The 16,787-nt window shown below is 68.8% G+C and carries 16 protein-coding genes and 1 pseudogene; 8 read left to right on the top strand and 9 right to left on the bottom strand.

Annotated features, from left to right (window positions below):
- Positions 1 to 182 precede the first annotated feature (182 nt).
- On the top strand, positions 183 to 1,481 hold the full coding sequence (locus ACFV8T_RS31095; protein WP_385334153.1) for a DUF6986 family protein: 1,299 nt from the start codon (positions 183 to 185) through the stop codon (positions 1,479 to 1,481).
- A 28-nt stretch (positions 1,482 to 1,509) separates the two neighbouring features.
- Here the strand turns inward: ACFV8T_RS31095 and ACFV8T_RS31090 are convergent, their stop codons facing one another.
- Positions 1,510 to 2,538 carry a LacI family DNA-binding transcriptional regulator gene (locus ACFV8T_RS31090; RefSeq protein ID WP_385334144.1) on the bottom strand — a complete coding sequence of 343 codons (1,029 nt, stop codon included), beginning with the start codon at positions 2,536 to 2,538 and terminating at the stop codon, positions 1,510 to 1,512.
- 180 nt (positions 2,539 to 2,718) lie between these two features.
- On the opposite strand from ACFV8T_RS31090, the gene ACFV8T_RS31085 reads away from it, so the two are divergent.
- Positions 2,719 to 3,675: an ROK family protein gene (locus tag ACFV8T_RS31085; RefSeq protein WP_385334142.1), complete on the top strand. Its 957-nt coding sequence runs from the start codon at positions 2,719 to 2,721 to the stop codon at positions 3,673 to 3,675.
- A 129-nt stretch (positions 3,676 to 3,804) separates the two neighbouring features.
- Here the strand turns inward: ACFV8T_RS31085 and ACFV8T_RS31080 are convergent, their stop codons facing one another.
- The gene (locus tag ACFV8T_RS31080; protein WP_385334140.1) at positions 3,805 to 5,841 is read right to left on the bottom strand and encodes an NPCBM/NEW2 domain-containing protein; all 2,037 of its coding nucleotides are present in this window, start codon (positions 5,839 to 5,841) and stop codon (positions 3,805 to 3,807) included.
- 267 nt (positions 5,842 to 6,108) lie between these two features.
- Here ACFV8T_RS31080 and ACFV8T_RS31075 point away from each other — a divergent pair, with 267 nt between their 5' ends.
- The 3 genes from ACFV8T_RS31075 to ACFV8T_RS31065 are packed head-to-tail and all read left to right on the top strand — an operon-like array spanning position 6,109 to position 9,279.
- A complete protein-coding gene (locus ACFV8T_RS31075) occupies positions 6,109 to 7,398 on the top strand; it encodes an ABC transporter substrate-binding protein (protein WP_385334151.1) in 1,290 nt (429 codons plus the stop codon).
- Positions 7,399 to 7,444: 46 nt separating this feature from the next.
- Complete coding sequence (locus ACFV8T_RS31070) at positions 7,445 to 8,359, top strand: carbohydrate ABC transporter permease (protein ID WP_385334138.1); 915 nt, start codon at positions 7,445 to 7,447, stop codon at positions 8,357 to 8,359.
- Complete coding sequence (locus tag ACFV8T_RS31065; protein WP_385334136.1) at positions 8,356 to 9,279, top strand: carbohydrate ABC transporter permease; 924 nt, start codon at positions 8,356 to 8,358, stop codon at positions 9,277 to 9,279. The genes ACFV8T_RS31070 and ACFV8T_RS31065 overlap by 4 nt, the downstream gene beginning before the upstream one ends.
- Before the next feature lie 22 nt (positions 9,280 to 9,301).
- On the opposite strand, the gene ACFV8T_RS31060 is transcribed toward ACFV8T_RS31065, so the two are convergent.
- Positions 9,302 to 10,426: a tyrosine-type recombinase/integrase gene (locus tag ACFV8T_RS31060; protein WP_385334134.1), complete on the bottom strand. Its 1,125-nt coding sequence runs from the start codon at positions 10,424 to 10,426 to the stop codon at positions 9,302 to 9,304.
- 178 nt (positions 10,427 to 10,604) lie between these two features.
- On the opposite strand from ACFV8T_RS31060, the gene ACFV8T_RS31055 reads away from it, so the two are divergent.
- Together ACFV8T_RS31055 and ACFV8T_RS31050 are read left to right on the top strand one after the other, a co-directional pair.
- On the top strand, positions 10,605 to 11,141 hold the full coding sequence (locus ACFV8T_RS31055) for a hypothetical protein (protein WP_385334132.1): 537 nt from the start codon (positions 10,605 to 10,607) through the stop codon (positions 11,139 to 11,141).
- 268 nt (positions 11,142 to 11,409) lie between these two features.
- Complete coding sequence (locus tag ACFV8T_RS31050) at positions 11,410 to 12,087, top strand: recombinase family protein (RefSeq protein WP_385334130.1); 678 nt, start codon at positions 11,410 to 11,412, stop codon at positions 12,085 to 12,087.
- Between the two features lie 23 nt (positions 12,088 to 12,110).
- Here the strand turns inward: ACFV8T_RS31050 and ACFV8T_RS31045 are convergent, their stop codons facing one another.
- The 5 genes from ACFV8T_RS31045 to ACFV8T_RS31025 all read right to left on the bottom strand — a co-directional run bounded on the left by ACFV8T_RS31045 (position 12,111) and on the right by ACFV8T_RS31025 (position 14,844).
- Positions 12,111 to 12,320: a hypothetical protein gene (locus ACFV8T_RS31045; RefSeq protein WP_385334128.1), complete on the bottom strand. Its 210-nt coding sequence runs from the start codon at positions 12,318 to 12,320 to the stop codon at positions 12,111 to 12,113.
- Between the two features lie 26 nt (positions 12,321 to 12,346).
- The gene (locus ACFV8T_RS31040) at positions 12,347 to 12,652 is read right to left on the bottom strand and encodes a DUF6233 domain-containing protein (RefSeq protein ID WP_385334126.1); all 306 of its coding nucleotides are present in this window, start codon (positions 12,650 to 12,652) and stop codon (positions 12,347 to 12,349) included.
- A gap of 1,172 nt (positions 12,653 to 13,824) precedes the next feature.
- The gene (locus ACFV8T_RS31035) at positions 13,825 to 14,064 is read right to left on the bottom strand and encodes a hypothetical protein (RefSeq protein WP_385334124.1); all 240 of its coding nucleotides are present in this window, start codon (positions 14,062 to 14,064) and stop codon (positions 13,825 to 13,827) included.
- 48 nt (positions 14,065 to 14,112) lie between these two features.
- On the bottom strand, positions 14,113 to 14,286 hold the full coding sequence (locus tag ACFV8T_RS31030) for a hypothetical protein (RefSeq protein ID WP_385334122.1): 174 nt from the start codon (positions 14,284 to 14,286) through the stop codon (positions 14,113 to 14,115).
- A gap of 9 nt (positions 14,287 to 14,295) precedes the next feature.
- A complete protein-coding gene (locus ACFV8T_RS31025) occupies positions 14,296 to 14,844 on the bottom strand; it encodes a flavoprotein (protein ID WP_385334120.1) in 549 nt (182 codons plus the stop codon).
- 131 nt (positions 14,845 to 14,975) lie between these two features.
- Between ACFV8T_RS31025 and ACFV8T_RS31020 the strand changes: the two are divergent.
- A pseudogene (locus ACFV8T_RS31020) lies at positions 14,976 to 16,179 on the top strand (helix-turn-helix domain-containing protein).
- Here the strand turns inward: ACFV8T_RS31020 and ACFV8T_RS31015 are convergent.
- Positions 16,131 to 16,652, bottom strand: coding sequence for an excalibur calcium-binding domain-containing protein (locus ACFV8T_RS31015; RefSeq protein WP_385334118.1), 522 nt, complete (start codon positions 16,650 to 16,652; stop codon positions 16,131 to 16,133). The pseudogene ACFV8T_RS31020 and the gene ACFV8T_RS31015 sit on opposite strands and share 49 nt — an antisense overlap.
- Positions 16,653 to 16,787: the final 135 nt, after the last annotated feature.

Here is a 16,787-nt window from a genome sequence, read left to right as displayed (position 1 = left end):
GGCTGACCCGCGGCGGAACCGCAGGACACGTCCGACGGTCCGGGGCCGTGCGGTGCACACGCACCACACGGCCCCGCACCCTTTCCGACCACCATTGACGCAGGTCCGACGGCCTTATAACTTCACTATACGGATTGTTGATTCCGGGAAGCGGAAACAGCGTGACTGTGGAGGGTGCGGAGATGGGTCAGCAGGAGAAGGTGGCAACGAGCCTCGCCGGTGCGGTCAGCGAGGAGATCAGCGCTTCCCTCACCGCGGTCGACGCCGAGCTCGCGCGCCGCTACCCGGGCGACCCGGGTACGCGCCAGCCGGTCCACACGGTCTACGTCCCCGGCGACACGTTCACCGCGGACACCATCCGCTCCTGGGGCGACCGGGCCATCGAGGCCCTCGACGAGCATGCCCCCGACGCGGCCTCGTTCGCCGCCGTCCTCGGCATCCCGGACGAACTCGCCGTGCCCGTCCACGACCGGGTGCGCGCCAAGCTGGAGCGCGAGCCGGTCGAGGATCTCCGCATCGACTTCGAGGACGGCTACGGCCCCCGCCCCGACGCCGAGGAGGACGAGGCCGCCGTCCGCGCCGCCCGGCTGGTCTCGGAGGCGTACGGGAACGGCACGGCGGCCCCGTACATGGGCATCCGGATGAAGTGCATGGAGGCCGCCGTACGCGACCGCGGCATCCGCACCACGGACATCTTCCTCACCGGTCTGATGCAGGCCGGCGGCCTGCCCGACGGGCTGGTCCTCACGCTCCCCAAGGTGACCTACCCCGAGCAGGTCACCGCCTTCGTCCGGCTGCTCGAAGCGTTCGAGCAGGCCCACGGGCTGCCCGCCGGGCGGCTCGGCTTCGAGATCCAGATCGAGACCAGCCAGTCCATCCTCGCCGCCGACGGCACCGCCGCCGTCGCCCGGATGATCGACGCGGCGCGGGGCCGTGCCACCGGCCTGCACTACGGCACCTTCGACTACAGCGCCTGCGTCGGCGTCAGCGCCGCCTACCAGGCCAGCGACCACCCGGCCGCCGACCACGCCAAGGCCGTCATGCAGGTCGCCGCCGCGGGCACCGGCGTACGGGTCTCGGACGGCTCCACGAACGTCCTCCCGGTCGGCCCCACGCCTCAGGTGCACGAGGCCTGGCGGCTTCACTACGGCCTCACCCGCCGCGCCCTGGCCCGCGCCTACTACCAGGGCTGGGACATGCACCCGGGCCATCTCCCGACCCGGTACGCGGCCGTGTACACCTTCTACCGCGAGGGCCTGGAACAGGCCGCCGCACGGCTCGCCGCGTACGTGGCCAAGGCCGGTGGCGACGTCATGGACGAACCCGCCACCGCCAAGGCGCTCAGCGGTTACCTCCTGCGCGGCATCGACTGCGGTGCCCTGGACACCGCCGAGGTCGTCCGCCTGACCGGGCTGACGCGCGCGGAGCTGGACGGGTTCGCGTCGCCGCGACGGGCCGATCTCACGGTGACCGCGCCGTAGCCGACGACGACGCGCGAGCCGCTGCGGCTCAGGCGGGCGGCAGCTCGCCCGAGCCTCGCGGGATGAGGGTCGTGGGGAGTTCCACCCGGGCCGGGGCGTGGTCGGCGCCGTCCAGGCGGCGGAAGAGGTGCTCGGCGGCGGTGCGGCCGACGGCCGCGGCGTCCTGGGAGATGACGGTGATGCCGAGCAGGTCGGCCAGTTCGATGTCGTCGAAGCCGACCAGGGCGATGCGGCGGTCCTGCTCGGCGAGGACACGCACCACCGTCACCGTCACCCGGTTGTTGCCCGTGAAGATCGCGGTGACGGGCTCGGGGCCGGCGAGCATCCGTTCGGTGGCGGCCCGCACCCGGTCGGGTTCGGTCGAACCGAGGGACACCCAGGAGTCCGCGACCTCCGTCCCCGCGTCCGCCATCGCCGCGTGGTAACCGCGCAGCCGCTCGGTGGCGGTGTGGATGCGCGGCTGGTCGCCGATGAAGCCGATCCGGCGGTGGCCGTGCGCGATCAGGTGGGCGACGCCCTCGCGGGCGCCGCCGAAGCTGTCGGAGAGGACCATGTCGGCGTCGATGCGGCCCGCCGGCCGGTCCACGAAGACGGTGGCGACGCCCGCCTTGATCTCCGGCTCCAGATAGCGGTGGTCGTCACCGGCCGGAATCACGATGAGCCCGTCCACCCGGCGCGCGCACAGCGCGAGGACGAGCTCCTGCTCGCGCTCCGGGTCCTCGGCGCTCGACCCGTTGATGAGCAGGGCGCCGTGTGCCCGCGCAACCTCCTCCACCGCACGGCTGAGCGGCCCGTAGAACGGGTCGGCGAGGTCCTCCAGGACCAGTCCGATCGAGGCGGTGCGGCCCTTGCGCAGGACACGCGCGCTGTCGTTGCGCCGGAAGCCGAGCGCCTCGATGGCCTCCTGGACCCGGCGCTCGGTGTCGGGCGTGACCCCCGGCTCGCTGTTGACCACGCGGGAGACCGTCTTGAGGCCCACTCCGGCGCGGGCCGCCACATCCTTCATGGTCGGCCGGTTGCCGTAACGGGTCTCGGAGTGACGGGCGGTCTCGGCCACGGTGCGCTGTCCTGTCGTCGGGTGCGGGCGGTCCGGCGGGTCCGCGGGCGGTGCCGCGGAGCCGACCGGAGGCTGTGCCGTCGAGCATAGGCCCTGGACAACGTTGTCAGCTGAATGGAGACTGGGCAGACTGTTTCCTGAAGCCGCAGGTCCCCGCCCCCTACTCACGGAGCCACACCGATGCATACCGACCTCGTCGCCGCGCTGGACATCGGCGGTACCAAGATCGCCGCCGCGTTGGTGGACGGCGGCGGCGCCCTTCTCGTACGGGCGCAGCGGCCGACGCCCGCCCGCGAGAGCGCCGAGACGGTGATGGGCGCCGTGACGGAGGTCCTCGCCGAGCTGTCCGGCTCGCCGCTGTGGGCGCGGGCGGCGGCGGTCGGCATCGGCAGCGCGGGCCCGGTCGACGCCTCGGCCGGCACGGTCAGCCCGGTCAACGTCCCCGGCTGGCGCGACTTCCCGCTGGTGGAACGGGTCGGCAAGGCGGTCGGCGGACTGCCCGTCGAACTGGTCGGCGACGGGGTCGCGATGACGGCCGCCGAGCACTGGCTGGGCGCCGCCCGCGGCTACGACAACGCGCTCTGCATGGTCGTGTCGACCGGTGTCGGCGGCGGGCTGGTCCTCGGCGGCAAGCTCCACCCCGGCCCCACGGGCAACGCCGGGCACATCGGTCATGTGAGCGTGGATCTGGACGGCGACCCGTGTCCGTGCGGGTCGCGCGGCTGTGTCGAGCGCATCGCCAGCGGTCCGAACATCGCCCGCCGGGCGCTGGAGGCCGGCTGGCGGCCCGGACCGGACGGCGACGCCTCGGCGGCTGCCGTGGCCGCCGCAGCGCGCGCGGGGGACCCGATCGCCCTCGCCTCGTTCGAGCGTGCCGCTCAGGCGCTGGCCGCCGGGATCGCCGCCACCGCCGCGCTCGTCGAGATCGACATCGCGGTGATCGGCGGGGGAGTGGCCGGTGCGGGCGAGATCCTCTTCGAGCCCTTGCGCCGGGCTCTGCGCCGGTACGCCACGCTCTCCTTCATCCGGCGGATCGAGGTGGCCCCGGCGGTGATGGGCACCGACGCGGGCCTGGTGGGCGCCGCCGCCGCGGCGGCGCGGGTGGGTCCGGGCAGCGCGGCGGCCGTCCAGGGCTGACCGGGGCCGGGCGGACCGGACGATGCCGTCGAGCGCGGGACACGGAGAGCGCCGGGCGGGTTCCGGGGGCGATGCCCCGGAGTCCGCCCGGCGGCCGGCCGCGTGGCGTCGCCGCCACGCGGTCACCCGTCAGCAGGTGATCCGCAGGTCCGCCCAGTCCGCGTGGTCGGAATCGACGCCGTCCCCGCCGTCGGTGACCACCAGACGTACCACCTGCGCACCGCTCACATCCGCGGTGAGCGGCTGGGCGGGCATCGCGTTGGTCAGTACGCCGGTCGACGCCGCCTTCGTGCCGTCGGCCCAGACCTCGAAGGAGACCGTCCCCCTGGTGCCCTTCTCGTCGTCGACCCCCACCTGCGCCGTCACCGTGTTGCACGCCCCGCCGGTGTAGAACTCGACGGCGCTGTCGGCGTGCACGCCGAGGCCCTTGGCGAAGACCGTGCCGCCGATCGTCAGCGGATTCCCGTCGCCCGCGCCGCTCTCACCATTGCTGGTGTCCTTCTCGACCGGGCCCCAGCCGTTGGCCGCGGAGAGCGGCGACAGGTCGCCCAGGTAGCCGCCGCCCGCCGGTGGCGCGACCACCACATGGGCCCGGATCGGGACCGTGGACCGTACCCGTGTCCCGGTCGGCGAGCGGTACTGGGCGTCGAGCGTCAGATCGTACGCACCGGTGGGGGTGCCCGCGGGGGCCGTCACCTGCCAGCGGGTGGTCAGCGAGCGGCCGGTCGGCAGGGCCGGTGAACCGGTCGGCGACACCGCCTTCACCCGCCAGCCCGAGGGACCGGTGAGCAGCGCCGCAACCTTCTTGGCGGGGGTGCGGCCCAGACCGGTGACCGTCGTGGTCAGCGTGGCGGTGCGTCCGGCCTCGATCAACGGGCTGGATTCCAGGCCGAGTTCCACCGCGGGCGGATGCGCGGCCCACTTGCCGTCGGCGGCGACCCGCAGCAGCACCGTGCCGTGCGCCGGGACGGTCGCCGCCACGGTGCCCGCCGTGTTGTACGTGCTGTGGTCCCACAGGTCGCGCATCGTGTACCCGTCGGCCTTCGGCAGCCCCGCCTCGGCGGCCGTCGTCGCGATGCGCTGTGCGCTGCCGGTCTCGTTGAAGAGGGCGACGGCGCGGCTGCCGTCCCGCATCTCCTTGGTGACCACCCAGCGCCCGCCCGCGGAGGAGAGCACGGTGCCCTGCTTGCCGAGCGGATCCTGGTCGACGGCGATGACCTCGTGGTTGGAGAGGATCTCGAAGGTCTCCGGGCTCGCCCTGCGCAGATCGGAGCCGATGAGCAGCGGCGCCGCCATCATGGACCACATGGAGAAGTGCGTGCGGTACTCGGTGTCCGTCATGCCGCCGTTGCCGACCTCCAGCATGTCGGGGTCGTTCCAGTGTCCGGGCCCGGCAGCGGCGGCGAGGGGCAGGTTCTGCTTCATGATCGACAGCATGCTGCCCCAGCTGTCGTTGATGTCGCCGGTCGTGCGCCAGAGGTTGCCGAGCTCACCGGCCCATTCCCAGGGCTTGTTCTCGCCCCATTCGCAGATGCTGTAGACGATGGGGCGGCCGGTCGCCGCCAGCGCGTCCCGCATCGTCGTATAGCGCTTCTTCGCGTCGACGCCCTGGTTGTTGCAGTTGTCGTACTTCAGGTAGTCGATGCCCCAGTCCGCGAACTGCTGTGCGTCGCTGTACTCGTGGCCCAGTGCGCCCGGGAGTCCCACACTGTCACAGGTCTTGGTGCCGGCGCTGGTGTAGATGCCGATTTTGAGACCCTTGGAGTGGACATAGTCCGCGACGGCCTTGATCCCGTTCGGGAAGCGTTGCGGATCGGCCTCCAGTTTGCCGTCCGCATTGCGCTGCGGCTTCGCCCAGCAGTCGTCGAGATTGACGTACTGATAGCCCGCGTCCTTGAGGCCCTTCTCGACAAAGATGTCGGCGATGCCCTTGACCATCGACTCGTCGAACTCGGCCCGGCAGTGCGTCGAGTTCCAATTGTTGAACCCCATCGGCGGGGTGAGTGCAAGGCCGTTTCCGGACTGCGGAGCCACGGCGCGGGCGGGAGTGGGCGAGTCCGCGGCGGCGGGAACGGTGGCGCCCGCGGCGCACAGCAGCCCGGCCATCAGCGCTCCGATGACTCCAGGATGGCCGGTTCGGGTTGTACGGGTTGGAAGATGACGCATCGTTACGTTCCTCCATACTCGCGCATGATCGGATGACAGCATGTGCACGCCAAAGCGTGCGATTACGTTAGGGCGTGTTGAAGTCTGTTGGAAGAGGGGTGACGGCGGTTGCCCGACATCTCGTCAAAACCCTTGACGACACCACCACTTGGGGGTGAGATCCAATCGCACGTTCGGTTGTGTTGGGTTGCATCTCCGGAGGAGTTGGGCATGACGCAGTCTGATGACGACAGGTCAGGTGTGCCGGGCAGTGTCGCGGGACATCGGATGTCCCGGCGAAGTCTGCTGCGTGGTGCGGTTGTTGGCGCCGGAGCCGTGACGCTGCCCGCGCTGCTCACCGCCTGCGGGAGCGGACCCGGTGGTGACGGAAAGACCATCACCTTGGGGTCGAATTCCTCCGACCCGGTTCCGAAGAAGGCGTTCGCCGACGCCTTCGCCGCGTACGAGGCGCAGTCGGACGGTCGGAAGGTGAAGGTCAACACCGTCGACCACAACACCTTTCAGGAGAACATCAGCCGGTATCTCCAGGGCAAGCCGGACGATGTCTTCATGTGGTTCGCCGGCAACCGGATGCAATTCTTCGCCGAGAAAGGACTGCTGCACGACGTCAGCGACAACTGGCAGGACTACAAAGGCTTCTCGGCCGCGCTGAAGGCCCAGTCCACCGGAGCGGACGGCAAGCAGTACCTCACGCCGTACTACTACTATCCGTGGGCCGTCTTCCACCGCAAGAGTCTCTTCGCCGATCGCGGCTATCAGGCGCCGAAGACGCTCGACGAGTACGTGGCGCTCGCCAGGCAGATGAAGAAGGACAAGCTGGACCCGATCGCCTTCTGCGACAAGGACGGCTGGCCCGCCATGGGCACCTTCGACTACATCGACATGCGGACCAACGGCTACGAATTCCACAAGAGCCTGATGGCGGGCGAAGTCGCCTGGACCGACAAGCGGGTCAGGGAGGTCTTCGACACCTGGCGCCGGCTCCTGCCGTACTGCCAGCAGGGTGCCAACGGCCGTACCTGGCAGGAGGCCGCCAACAGTCTCCAGAAGAAGGAGGCCGGCATGGCCGTCTTCGGACTGCCGCACCCCGGCGCCCAGTTCCCCAAGGGCGAACAGGGCGACATCGACTTCTTCCCCTTCCCCGTCATCGCCCCTGAACACGGGCAGGACGCGGTCGAGGCGCCCATCGACGGATTCCTGCTGGCGAAGAAGTCGAAGAACCTCAAGAACAAGAAGGCGCTGCAAAGCGCCAAGGACCTGCTCAAGTGGCTGGCCACCGGGAAGGCCGAGGACATCTACCTGAAGAGCGACCCGAACAACATCGCGGTCAGCGACCAGGCGGACATCTCCGCGTACTCACCGCTCCAGAAGAAGGCCGTGGACCTGGTCTCCGGAGCCAAACAGATCTCCCAGTTCCTGGACCGGGACACCAGGCCGGACTTCTCCTCCACGGTCATGATCCCGGCGATCCAGAAGTTCATCAGCGACCCCGACGACGTGGACGGCCTGGTCAACGACATCGAACGGCAGAAGAAGACCATCTTCGCCGCCGACTGACCCCGGACGACCCCGATGGCATCCGACCGAATCTGGAGTACCGACCGTGTCGTTCATCCCGGCCCGGCGCACCGGACGGCGGGCCGCGCGGCGGTTCACCGGCCGCGACCTCGCCGTACTCGGTGTGCTGCTCGGCATACCCGTCCTGCTCGACGTCGCCATCGTCTGGGGACCGACCCTCGCCTCCGTGGTGCTCTCCTTCACCGGCTGGGACGGCATCGGTGACATCAAGTGGGTCGGCACGCAGAATTACCGGAACCTCTTCACCAACTACCCGCAGTTCTGGCCCGCGGCCCGGCACAATCTGCTCTGGCTCGCCTTCCTCGGCCTGGTCGCCGCCCCGTTCGGACTGCTGCTGGCCGTGCTCATCGACCGGGGGGTGCGCTTCAGCCGCTTCTACCAGTCGACGCTGTACATGCCCGTCGTGCTGTCGCTCGCCGTGGTGGGATTCATCGCCCAGCTGGTCTTCTCCCGCGACCAGGGCGCCCTCAACGCGGTCATCGGGGACACGGGTTCGCCGACGGACTGGCTCGGCGATCCGGACCTCAACATCTGGATGGTCCTGCTCGCCGCCGCCTGGCGGCACACCGGCTATGTGATGATCCTCTATCTCGCCGGGCTGAAGGCCGTCGACCCCTCGCTGAAGGAGGCCGCGGCGATCGACGGGGCGGGCGAGGCCCAGACCTTCTTCCGCATCGTGCTCCCCACCCTGCGGCCGGTCAATGTGATCGTCGGTGTCATCACCGTCATCGAGTCCCTGCGCGCGTTCGACATCGTGTACGCCGTCAACCACGGCCGCAACGGACTCGAACTGCTCTCGGTGCTCGTCACCGACAACATCATCGGCGAGGCCAGCCGGATCGGCTTCGGTTCCGCCATCGCCGTGGTCCTGCTGGCCGTCTCCCTGGGATTCGTCGTGACGTATCTGGTCCAGGAGCTCCGAGGGGAGAAGAACCGTTGACCGTCCAAGCCGCCCCCGCCCGCCCTGCCGCACCACCGGCACCGCCGGCTCCCGCCGCCCGGCGCCGGATCCGCCCCGGCAGGATCGGCGTCCACGCCTTCCTGATGGCGGTCTCCCTCGCCTTCCTCGCGCCGCTCCTGCTCGCGGTGTACGCCTCGCTGCGGCCGTACGACGAGACCTCGGAGCACGGCTACTTCTCGCTGCCGCGCCATCTCTCCCTGGACTACTACCGGCAGGCGTTCTCCGACTCCGGCATGACGAAGTACTTCGTCAACACCATGATCATCGCGGTGCCGGGGGTGCTCGTCACCCTCTTCCTCGCCTCGTTCGTGGCCTTCGCGCTGGCGCGCCTGAAGATGCGCGGCGGGCTCGTCCTGCTCATGCTCTTCACCGCCGGCAACCTGCTGCCGCAGCAGGTGATCGTGACGCCCCTGTACGTGGTGTTCAACCGCATCCCGCTGCCCTACTGGATGTCCGACTCGATGACGATGTACGACTCGTACTGGGCCGTCGTCGCCGTCCAGATCGGCTTCCAGCTCGGCTTCTGCGTCTTCGTCCTGGCCAATTTCATGCGCACCCTGCCGCAGGAGATCCTGGAGGCCGCCATCGTCGACGGCGCGGGCGTGTGGACCCAGTACTGGCGGATCACCCTGCCCCTGTGCCGTCCGGCCCTGGCCGCGCTCGGCACGCTCCAGTTCACCTGGATGTACAACGACTTCCTGTGGGCGCTGGTCTTCATCTCCGACGGCGACAAGCTCCCCATCACCTCGGCGCTGAACAATCTCAGGGGCCAGTTCTTCACCGACTACAACCTGCTCGCCGCCGGCTCGGTGATCGTCGCCCTGCCCACGCTCGTCGTATTCCTCCTGCTCCAGCGCCACTTCATCGCGGGCCTCACCCTGGGCTCCAGCAAGGGGTAGGGGGTGACCTGCGGAAACAGCTTCACGAGCCAACTCCGACGAGATCCGTTTGATGCTCTGATGGGGCAGCAGACTTGGTCTGATCCGGGGCGGTCGGCACCTCCGGCAGGGTGCTTGCCTCGCCACTACTGGGAGCCCGGGGAGAATCTGGGGAGATCTTTTGGGAATTGGCTTCGGTGGCACCCTCGAACCAGGCATCCATCGCTGCCCTGCCGCGCCCGTCGGCCTCCGGCATGAAGTGCGCGTAGACCCTCAGCGTGATCGCGGGGTCGGCATGGCCAAGCCACTTCGACACTGACACGACCGACTCGCGCGCGTCCAGCTGGACCGACGCGTAGGTGTGCCGCATCGCATGGAAGCCGAACTCCCGCGTGTCTCCATAGGCGAGATCGGCCGTGGAGCCCTTGGGAAGAGCCTCCGGAGTGGCAATCACCCCAGCTGCAGCCAAAGCCTTCTTCCAGTAGTGCTGATTCCACGACCACGCCCTGACCGCCCCGCCTCCCATACTTGTCACCAATAGGTTGTGGGTGCGCGGTGCGCGCTCCTCAGTTTCCCGCTTCGTCGTCGGCGGACGCGGGTCCTGCCACGGCAACGTGACACGCTGGGGAGGGAATGCCGTCCTGTGGGCTCGAATCTGAGCAGCCAGGTACACCGGCAGGGGAGTCGTGCGTTCCTTTCCACCCTTGGGAGGACCGAACACGAGCTTCCCGGCGACACGCTTCACCTGGCGTCTGACGTGGATGACCCCCGCGACTTCATCGATGTCTTTGTCTGCATCGAGCCCGAAGGCTTCTCCTTGCCGGAGCCCCGCTCCCACCCCGATGTCGACCAGGATCTGGTAGCGCGGGTGCAGCTCGCCCCTAACTGCCATCACCCTGGAACGCGTCCAAGCGCGTGCCTTCTGCTCAGGCACCGTGGGCGGCTTAATCGTTCTGGCCTTGCAGGGGTTCCTGGAGATCCGCTCGTCGTCGATCGCGTAAGCGAGGATGTTGGAGAGGTACCCCCAGACGGCGTTCGCTGTACCTGGCGCAACCGACTTCTCCAGCTCCTTGAGCCAGATGCGCAGCGTGCCAACCTTGATGTCGCGCAGCTTGGCTTCGCCTAGAGGAGCAGGGGGCGGCTTGCGTGTCCCGGTACGGCTTCCCACCCTCACGGGTGATGCAGCTGCGAATCGCCACTGCGGATGGATCGTGCCGGCGCGGGGCCGCATCTGAAGGGTTCAGGCGGTCTTGTCGTGAGTAGCGCGTCGCATCGACAATTTCCCTGTTGTTCTGCGGCAGCTGGGGTGATTGGAGCGCTGGAATCGGATGAGCCAGTGGAGTTGGATGAGCGTCGGCGAGCCGTGGGCCGCTGACAAGGCCATCAGGTTGCACCCGGGAGGCTTTGGGCAGGAGTACATCGGCGGGGTATATCGTCTCGAGACGTTCGGGTCAGCCCGGGAGGCCCGCGCCAATCTCCAGGGTCACCTGGACCGCGGCGGTGCTGGCGACCGTCGCAGTCAGTGCTCTGCGCTCCTGCGATACGGCGGACGCGATGGTGAGTTGGTGATGTGGCACATGGGCCCGCTGCGCATGTGGCTCATCTTTGAGGTTCCACCTGGGGTGACGCCTCTTGATGCGGGGGTGTCTGCCTTCAAGCAGTGGCAACCGCCGGCGTTTCGCGCTTTCCAGGCAGCGTGGGAGGAATACGAGCGCGGGGAGTCGGGGTTCTGGTTCCCGGGCTCGATCGCAGGCGTCGACCGCGGCGGCTACGGTCCTTCACCGGAGGGTGCCGGTAGTGGCGGCGGGTGTTTGGCCGCCGTCTTCATGGTGGTGGTTCTGCTGAGCATCGCCGCCGGCCAGGTGGGCGCAGGGACGCTGTAGGGGCAATGTGCGCGTCGCGTGGGACGGCATGGTCGACGCCTGGTGATGGTGCCGCAGCAGGGGCAGATGGCGTTAGGAATCTCTGCGAGAGATCACTTGCCTTGCGTTCGCATCGAGGATTCGAGTTGTCCAACAATCAATCGGTTGTTGGACGGGCTGCCAGAGAGAGCCCAGGACGCCGGATTGTCCACTGCGAGCGTCCAAAAAGAGTGTTCAGAAAACTCAATGTCCAATATCTATCAACCGCCCTTTTCTGTGCGGTAGTTGCATGACGACACCCTCTCAGTGGGCCGATGAAGGTGACGGCGCACTCTCGTCCTTCCCGGCCAACGCCAGCGGAGTACTCCTCGGCTACGCCCGTGTCTCCACCAAGGGCCAGAACCTCGACCGCCAGATCGCACTCCTGGAAGGAGCCGGCTGCGCCCGGATCTTCACGGACAAGAAGTCCGGCAAGAATGCCGAGCGCCCCGAACTCTGGAACGCCCTCGACTATGCCCGCCCCGGCGACACCATTGTCGTTCCCTCGCTGGACCGACTCGGGCGCTCGATCCAGGACCTCATCGCTATCGTCGCCGGCCTGCGCAAGCGCGGCATCGGCTTCCAGTCGCTCCACGAGTCACTCGACACCACGACCCCGGGCGGACGACTGGTCTTCCACGTCTTCGCGGCACTCGCCGAGTTCATTCGCGAGCTCATCGTCCAGGGCACCCATGAAGGCCTAGCCGCTGCCAGAGCCCGCGGTGAGCGCATCGGCCGACCGCCAGCCATGACCGAGGAGCAGATCCTCCACGCCCGCTCCATGCTCGCCAACCCAGAGGCGTCCGTGACGTCCATCGCCAAGCTGCTCGGCATCTCCCGTACCACGCTTTACAAGTACGTCCCCGAGCTCAAAGCCGGAGGGCGACCCGCTGTCGGCGCCCAGGTCATCCCCGCAGAACTGGGCTGACGCCCGGTGCGGTCGGGCGCTCGTCACGCCGCCTCATACCGGTGCGCCCGGCCGCCGCGCCATTCGATCCAGTGCGGGTCGTCGAGGAGATCCCAGGCGTCGTCGAGGCCAGCCCGCCTCAGGAATTCGACGAGGTCGCGATCGTCGTGGGCGAGCCCGGCGATCTCCCCGTTGATCGTGACTCTCCGCCCACCGGTGCGGGACAGGCCGTGGACGACTATTGGGGCGCTCATCTCTCCAGGGTGCGACGGGCTGCCGTTCACAGCACTCCGAGTTCAGTGTCCGGCCTGCAGTGAGCGCACGCCCGGATCCCCTCGGCGAGCGCGGCGAGGGCCTGCTCGCGACTGATGGCCCGGTGCCGCTTTCCGACGGCATAGCAGTATCCGGCGTGTACCTCGATGGGCTGGGCGCCGAGCCCGATGCTGAGCTCCAGCACCCAGTCCGGGGTGGGTGGCCGTCGCTGCTCGCCCTGCTGCCACTCAGTCTCGCGGCGCTCCTCGTCGGCGATCCACTGGTCGGTCTGGGCGAGCTGCTGCTCCTGCACTCTCCTGAGGAAGCGCAGCATGATCAGGCGCGACGGGCTTCGATGCTCTGCGGGACAGGTGCGTGAGCAGTTGACTCGCGCTGACGGCCACGTAGAGCACGACCAGGACCCCGAGTCCGAGGTCGAGCCAGTCATGGGCCGCGCCCCTGAAGAACGATGCCCACGCCCTGGCCCCCGCGACGGATCCGGCAACCACCAGCAGTACTGACGCCACGGCGTGTAGCGCCTTTGCGGCCCTGGGCCGCCGCTCTTTGAGTAGTTCACCACCCGCACCGAGCATGACCAGCGGGGCGAAGGCATCGTGCGGCTCCAGACGCCCCGTCCCGATCGCGTCCACGATGTTGATCAGAGTGCCGATCGACCCGATGACCACGACGCCTTGGGATATACGGCGGCTCATCAACCCTCGCCTTGCAGCCAAACTTCGTTGGCAATCAATCAATCTTCGCTGTCGCAGGATAGCCCGCCCCCGCCACACTGACCGTGGCCCGCCGTGTCACCCCCGTCGCGGCGGGCCGCCCCGGTTGTCATACCGGCCCAGTACCGTGGGCTCATCACATTCGCGCCTATGGCTGGGCGCAGCTACGAGACCGCCCCTCACCCGGAACAGCGCCCGGGGGAGGGGCGGACGCGCGCTAGAGCGTGTCTGACGGGTCGCGTCATGCAGACCGTCCCCACCCTCAGAGCTGCCATCGCTCCGCCGTCCGTCCCGCCTTCCCAGTCGGCCGCGAAGGCCTAGGGCGGGCCGGGTCAGTGGCCCCGCTCCCGACAGCCATGCCACCTGAATGGCGCAACATGATGTGCCACCCACACGGGCGAAGCTCAAGCTGGCTAGTGCCCCACCGAGACAATCCGTGAAAGGGGAACCAAATGCACATTCGACGAATCCTTGCCGCCGTCGTTGCCACGGCAGCCCTAGCCGGACTCGGCCTCACAGGCGCCGCCACCGCCACCGCCGCCACCGCAAAGGGTGCCCCATCCTACGTCACCCCTTCTCAGTGCAAGCAGGGCGGCGGAGAGCCCCGGATCGACTTGCCGGGTAACCCCTGCGTGGGCGGTACGCACGACGGGGAGCCGGTCGACTAACAGGCTCAAAACCCCACAAGGCGTCCCGCAGCCACGCGCCGCGGGGCGCTCCCGCGCGAGCGTAGCCGGGAGAGTCGCAGGGACTGTGCCGACCCGTCGGACACGCCCTAGCCCTCGTCGGCTGGGGGCTCCGGGTGCAGGACGGCCTTCTTTACAGCCATCTCCAGCTCGGACCTGGAAACCCCGGCCGCTTCGGCGTGCGCGGTCACCGCGGCCTGGAACTTCGCCGCCGCCTCACGCCACGGTGCCCACGCCTCCTCCGTGTACGGCTCGGCGAGTGCCTTGCGCTGCTCTTCAGCGGCGGAACGTTCCAGCATGATCAGATCTTCAGGGATGTCGATTGCCACGGCCGGATCGTAAACGGCAGCACTGGCAATCGAACGGAGCCGCGCAGGTCAGGCCGCTGCGACGACATCCGCCCGGACCGCGGCTTCCCACTCCACCAGCAGCCGCTGGTACTCCGCCTCACCCTCCGACGACAGCGGGCCGGCCGCCCACAGCGCGCGGATGTCCGCGTTCACCGCGGCGGGGGAGCGCACAGGAGTGGCAGGCGAAGGGGTGATCGGCATGGGAGCAAGCTACTGGGCAGGACTGACAATCGCGCTGACCGCGTCGAGAGCGAGATGCCAGGGGAAACCCTCGGGGTGCCGTTCGCCCGGCTGGTTCGGTTCGAACCCGCCCGGCCCGTACAGCACGGTTACCCCGGTACCGCGGAGCGTTTCCACCGATCGGTCGAACGCCGGATGCTGCACGTAGGCCGCGTTCACGCAGGGCATCGTCACGGTCGGGATCCGCTTCCCGATTCCCTCGGCGACCACCCCAACGACGAAGCTCGACGTCAGCCCAAGGGCCCAGGCGTTGACTGTGTTGAAGGTGGCCGGTGCGAGCAGGATTGCGTCCGCTGGCGGCCACACGTCCGGTTCGCCTGGCATCTTGTACTGGGAGCGCACTGGGTGGCCGGTCAGCGCCTCCAGCTCGTGTAGCTGCGGTCCCAGCCACTTCGCAGCTGTCGGTGTGAGCCCGAGACAGACGTCCCAACCGCGGCCCTGGACCTCCTCAATCACCTTGCCCACATCGAAGACCGGCGGGGCAGCACAACCGAACAAGTACAGGACACGAGACGTCATGTGCCCATCCCACCCGTCGGGCCCCGGACATGCAACCGCCCCCGAACCGGGTGGAATCGGGGGCGATGCAGGGTCCGCGGCCTTGCGGCGCGGGTACCGTTCCGGATGACGAGTCAGGAACGGAGACCAGTATGCCCAGACTGGACGACGACCACACAGGCGCCCGAATCAAAGAGCAACGGAAACTCGCCAGGCTGACACAGCGGCAGTTGGCCGACCGGCTCCCGTACTCGTACAGCCTCCTCAACCAGGTCGAGTGCGGCGCCAAGCCGGCGCACCTCGACTTCGTCGCGGCGGTTGCCCAGGCCCTTCGGATCGACGTCACCGTGCTGACGGGACAGCCCTACGTGACCGAACTGCAGCAGGACCGCCTTGCTGAATTCGTGCGCCCCATCCGGGAGGCACTCGACCTGTACGACCTGGGAGCCGACGACACCATCCCCGACAGGCCGGCCGAGCATCTGATCGCGAGCGCCGAAGACCCTCTGTGCCCAGGTGCGGGCCACCCGCCTGCGGAACGTCGCCAGGTTGCTGCCCGCCACGATCGCGGAGCTCACCACCGCGGCGTGGCGGACGCAGTCGACGGAGCTCTGGCAGGCCCTCGCCTCGTCGTACCGCACCGCACACGACATCAGCGTGAAGCTCGGTTACTACGACCTCTCCAGCGTGGCCCTGGACCGCATGGACTGGGCAGCCCACCGCGCATCCGATCCGTGCCTGGCTGCCATCCGCCAGTACATGCGGGCTCTGGTGTACTTCCGGGAGGGTGAGTACACGATCGGGCAGTGTCTCGTCGCCGCCGGCCACAGCATCGTCGGTGCAGCCGAGCAGACCCGGGAGGCAGTGGTCGTCACCGGGCAACTCCACCTCGGAGGGTCCGTCATCGCCGCCCGCGCCGACCAGCAGACCATGGTCGACACCCACATCGCCGAAGCCCGCGACTGTGCAGAGCGGACCGGGGATGCCTCCGAAGTCCACTGGCTCAGCTTTGGCCCGACGAACGTCTCGCTCCACAAGATGTCGGCTGCGGTCGAGATGCGCCAGTACGACGAAGCCCTCACCCAGGCCCGGCAGATCACCCTGCCGACGGCCCTGGCCGCGTCCCGGCGGGCACATTTCCTTATCGACAAGGCGCGCTCAGAAATGGAGACCGGCCGGACCGAGGCCGCACTACGCAGCATCGTCGACGCCCGACACGCCGCTCCGGAGCAGACCCGGTACCACCCAGGAGCCCGCGAGACCATTATGGGCCTGGTGCACATCTCGCGACGGCCGTCGGTGGACGGCTACTCGCAGGCGACCCCGTCCCCGTCCCGGTCGAGATGCCGCCCGTAGCCGGGCTCTCCCGCGTGGATGGGCGCGGCGCCGGCCGCGCGCACGGCGGAGCAGTTGGCGTAGTACGTACTGCCGCCGTCCCCGCCCGAGACGGATCCACCGGACGTGCCGCCGTCCTCGGTCGCGGGAGCGACCGTCACCCTGACGGTCTTGGTCCTCGTGACGGTCGGCACCGGCTCCGGGCTCGCGGTCACCGTCCTGGTGGCCGACGGTGCCGGGGTGGCCGTCACGGTGGCTGTCGCCGTCACCGTCGCGGACGGTGCGGCTTTCGCGTCGGCCGTCTTCTCGGTCCTGGCGGGATCGTCCGCGCCACCGATGCCCACGCCGAGGAAGAACAGGACGGCGGCGGCCGGTATCAGGATCCGCTTCCGTGTCCACTTCGGGCGACGCTCCGGCAGCGCGGGTGTCCCGTACGGGTTGGTGGCGGGCGGCTGGGGCGGCTGCCCCCACGGCGGCTGCTGATTCCGAGACATACGTCCCCCCCTGGTGCGGTTCATGGAGGGATGACCGTAACGGTCCCGGATCAACACCCGGGAGCCACATGCTCCGTTGGTGATGGAATTGTGATGACAGGGGGGAGAACGAGTGGTTCTTCCGGAGCTCTCCCC

The organism is Streptomyces sp. NPDC059832 (assembly GCF_042731715.1).
GTDB lineage: Bacteria > Actinomycetota > Actinomycetes > Streptomycetales > Streptomycetaceae > Streptomyces.
This window is presented reverse-complemented; position numbering and strand designations above follow the sequence as displayed.

Bases quoted from the DNA above. Each gene is read 5' to 3' on its own strand.
- ACFV8T_RS31095 (WP_385334153.1), top strand. From the start codon at position 183: ATGGGTCAGCAGGAGAAGGTGGCAACGAGCCTCGCCGGTGCGGTCAGC.
- ACFV8T_RS31085 (WP_385334142.1), top strand. From the start codon at position 2,719: ATGCATACCGACCTCGTCGCCGCGCTGGACATCGGCGGTACCAAGATC.
- ACFV8T_RS31080 (WP_385334140.1), bottom strand. From the start codon at position 5,841: ATGCGTCATCTTCCAACCCGTACAACCCGAACCGGCCATCCTGGAGTC.
- ACFV8T_RS31075 (WP_385334151.1), top strand. From the start codon at position 6,109: ATGTCCCGGCGAAGTCTGCTGCGTGGTGCGGTTGTTGGCGCCGGAGCC.
- ACFV8T_RS31055 (WP_385334132.1), top strand. From the start codon at position 10,605: ATGAGCGTCGGCGAGCCGTGGGCCGCTGACAAGGCCATCAGGTTGCAC.
- ACFV8T_RS31050 (WP_385334130.1), top strand. From the start codon at position 11,410: ATGACGACACCCTCTCAGTGGGCCGATGAAGGTGACGGCGCACTCTCG.
- ACFV8T_RS31045 (WP_385334128.1), bottom strand. From the start codon at position 12,320: ATGAGCGCCCCAATAGTCGTCCACGGCCTGTCCCGCACCGGTGGGCGG.
- ACFV8T_RS31040 (WP_385334126.1), bottom strand. From the start codon at position 12,652: ATGCTGCGCTTCCTCAGGAGAGTGCAGGAGCAGCAGCTCGCCCAGACC.
- ACFV8T_RS31030 (WP_385334122.1), bottom strand. From the start codon at position 14,286: ATGCCGATCACCCCTTCGCCTGCCACTCCTGTGCGCTCCCCCGCCGCG.
- ACFV8T_RS31025 (WP_385334120.1), bottom strand. From the start codon at position 14,844: ATGACGTCTCGTGTCCTGTACTTGTTCGGTTGTGCTGCCCCGCCGGTC.
- ACFV8T_RS31015 (WP_385334118.1), bottom strand. From the start codon at position 16,652: ATGTCTCGGAATCAGCAGCCGCCGTGGGGGCAGCCGCCCCAGCCGCCC.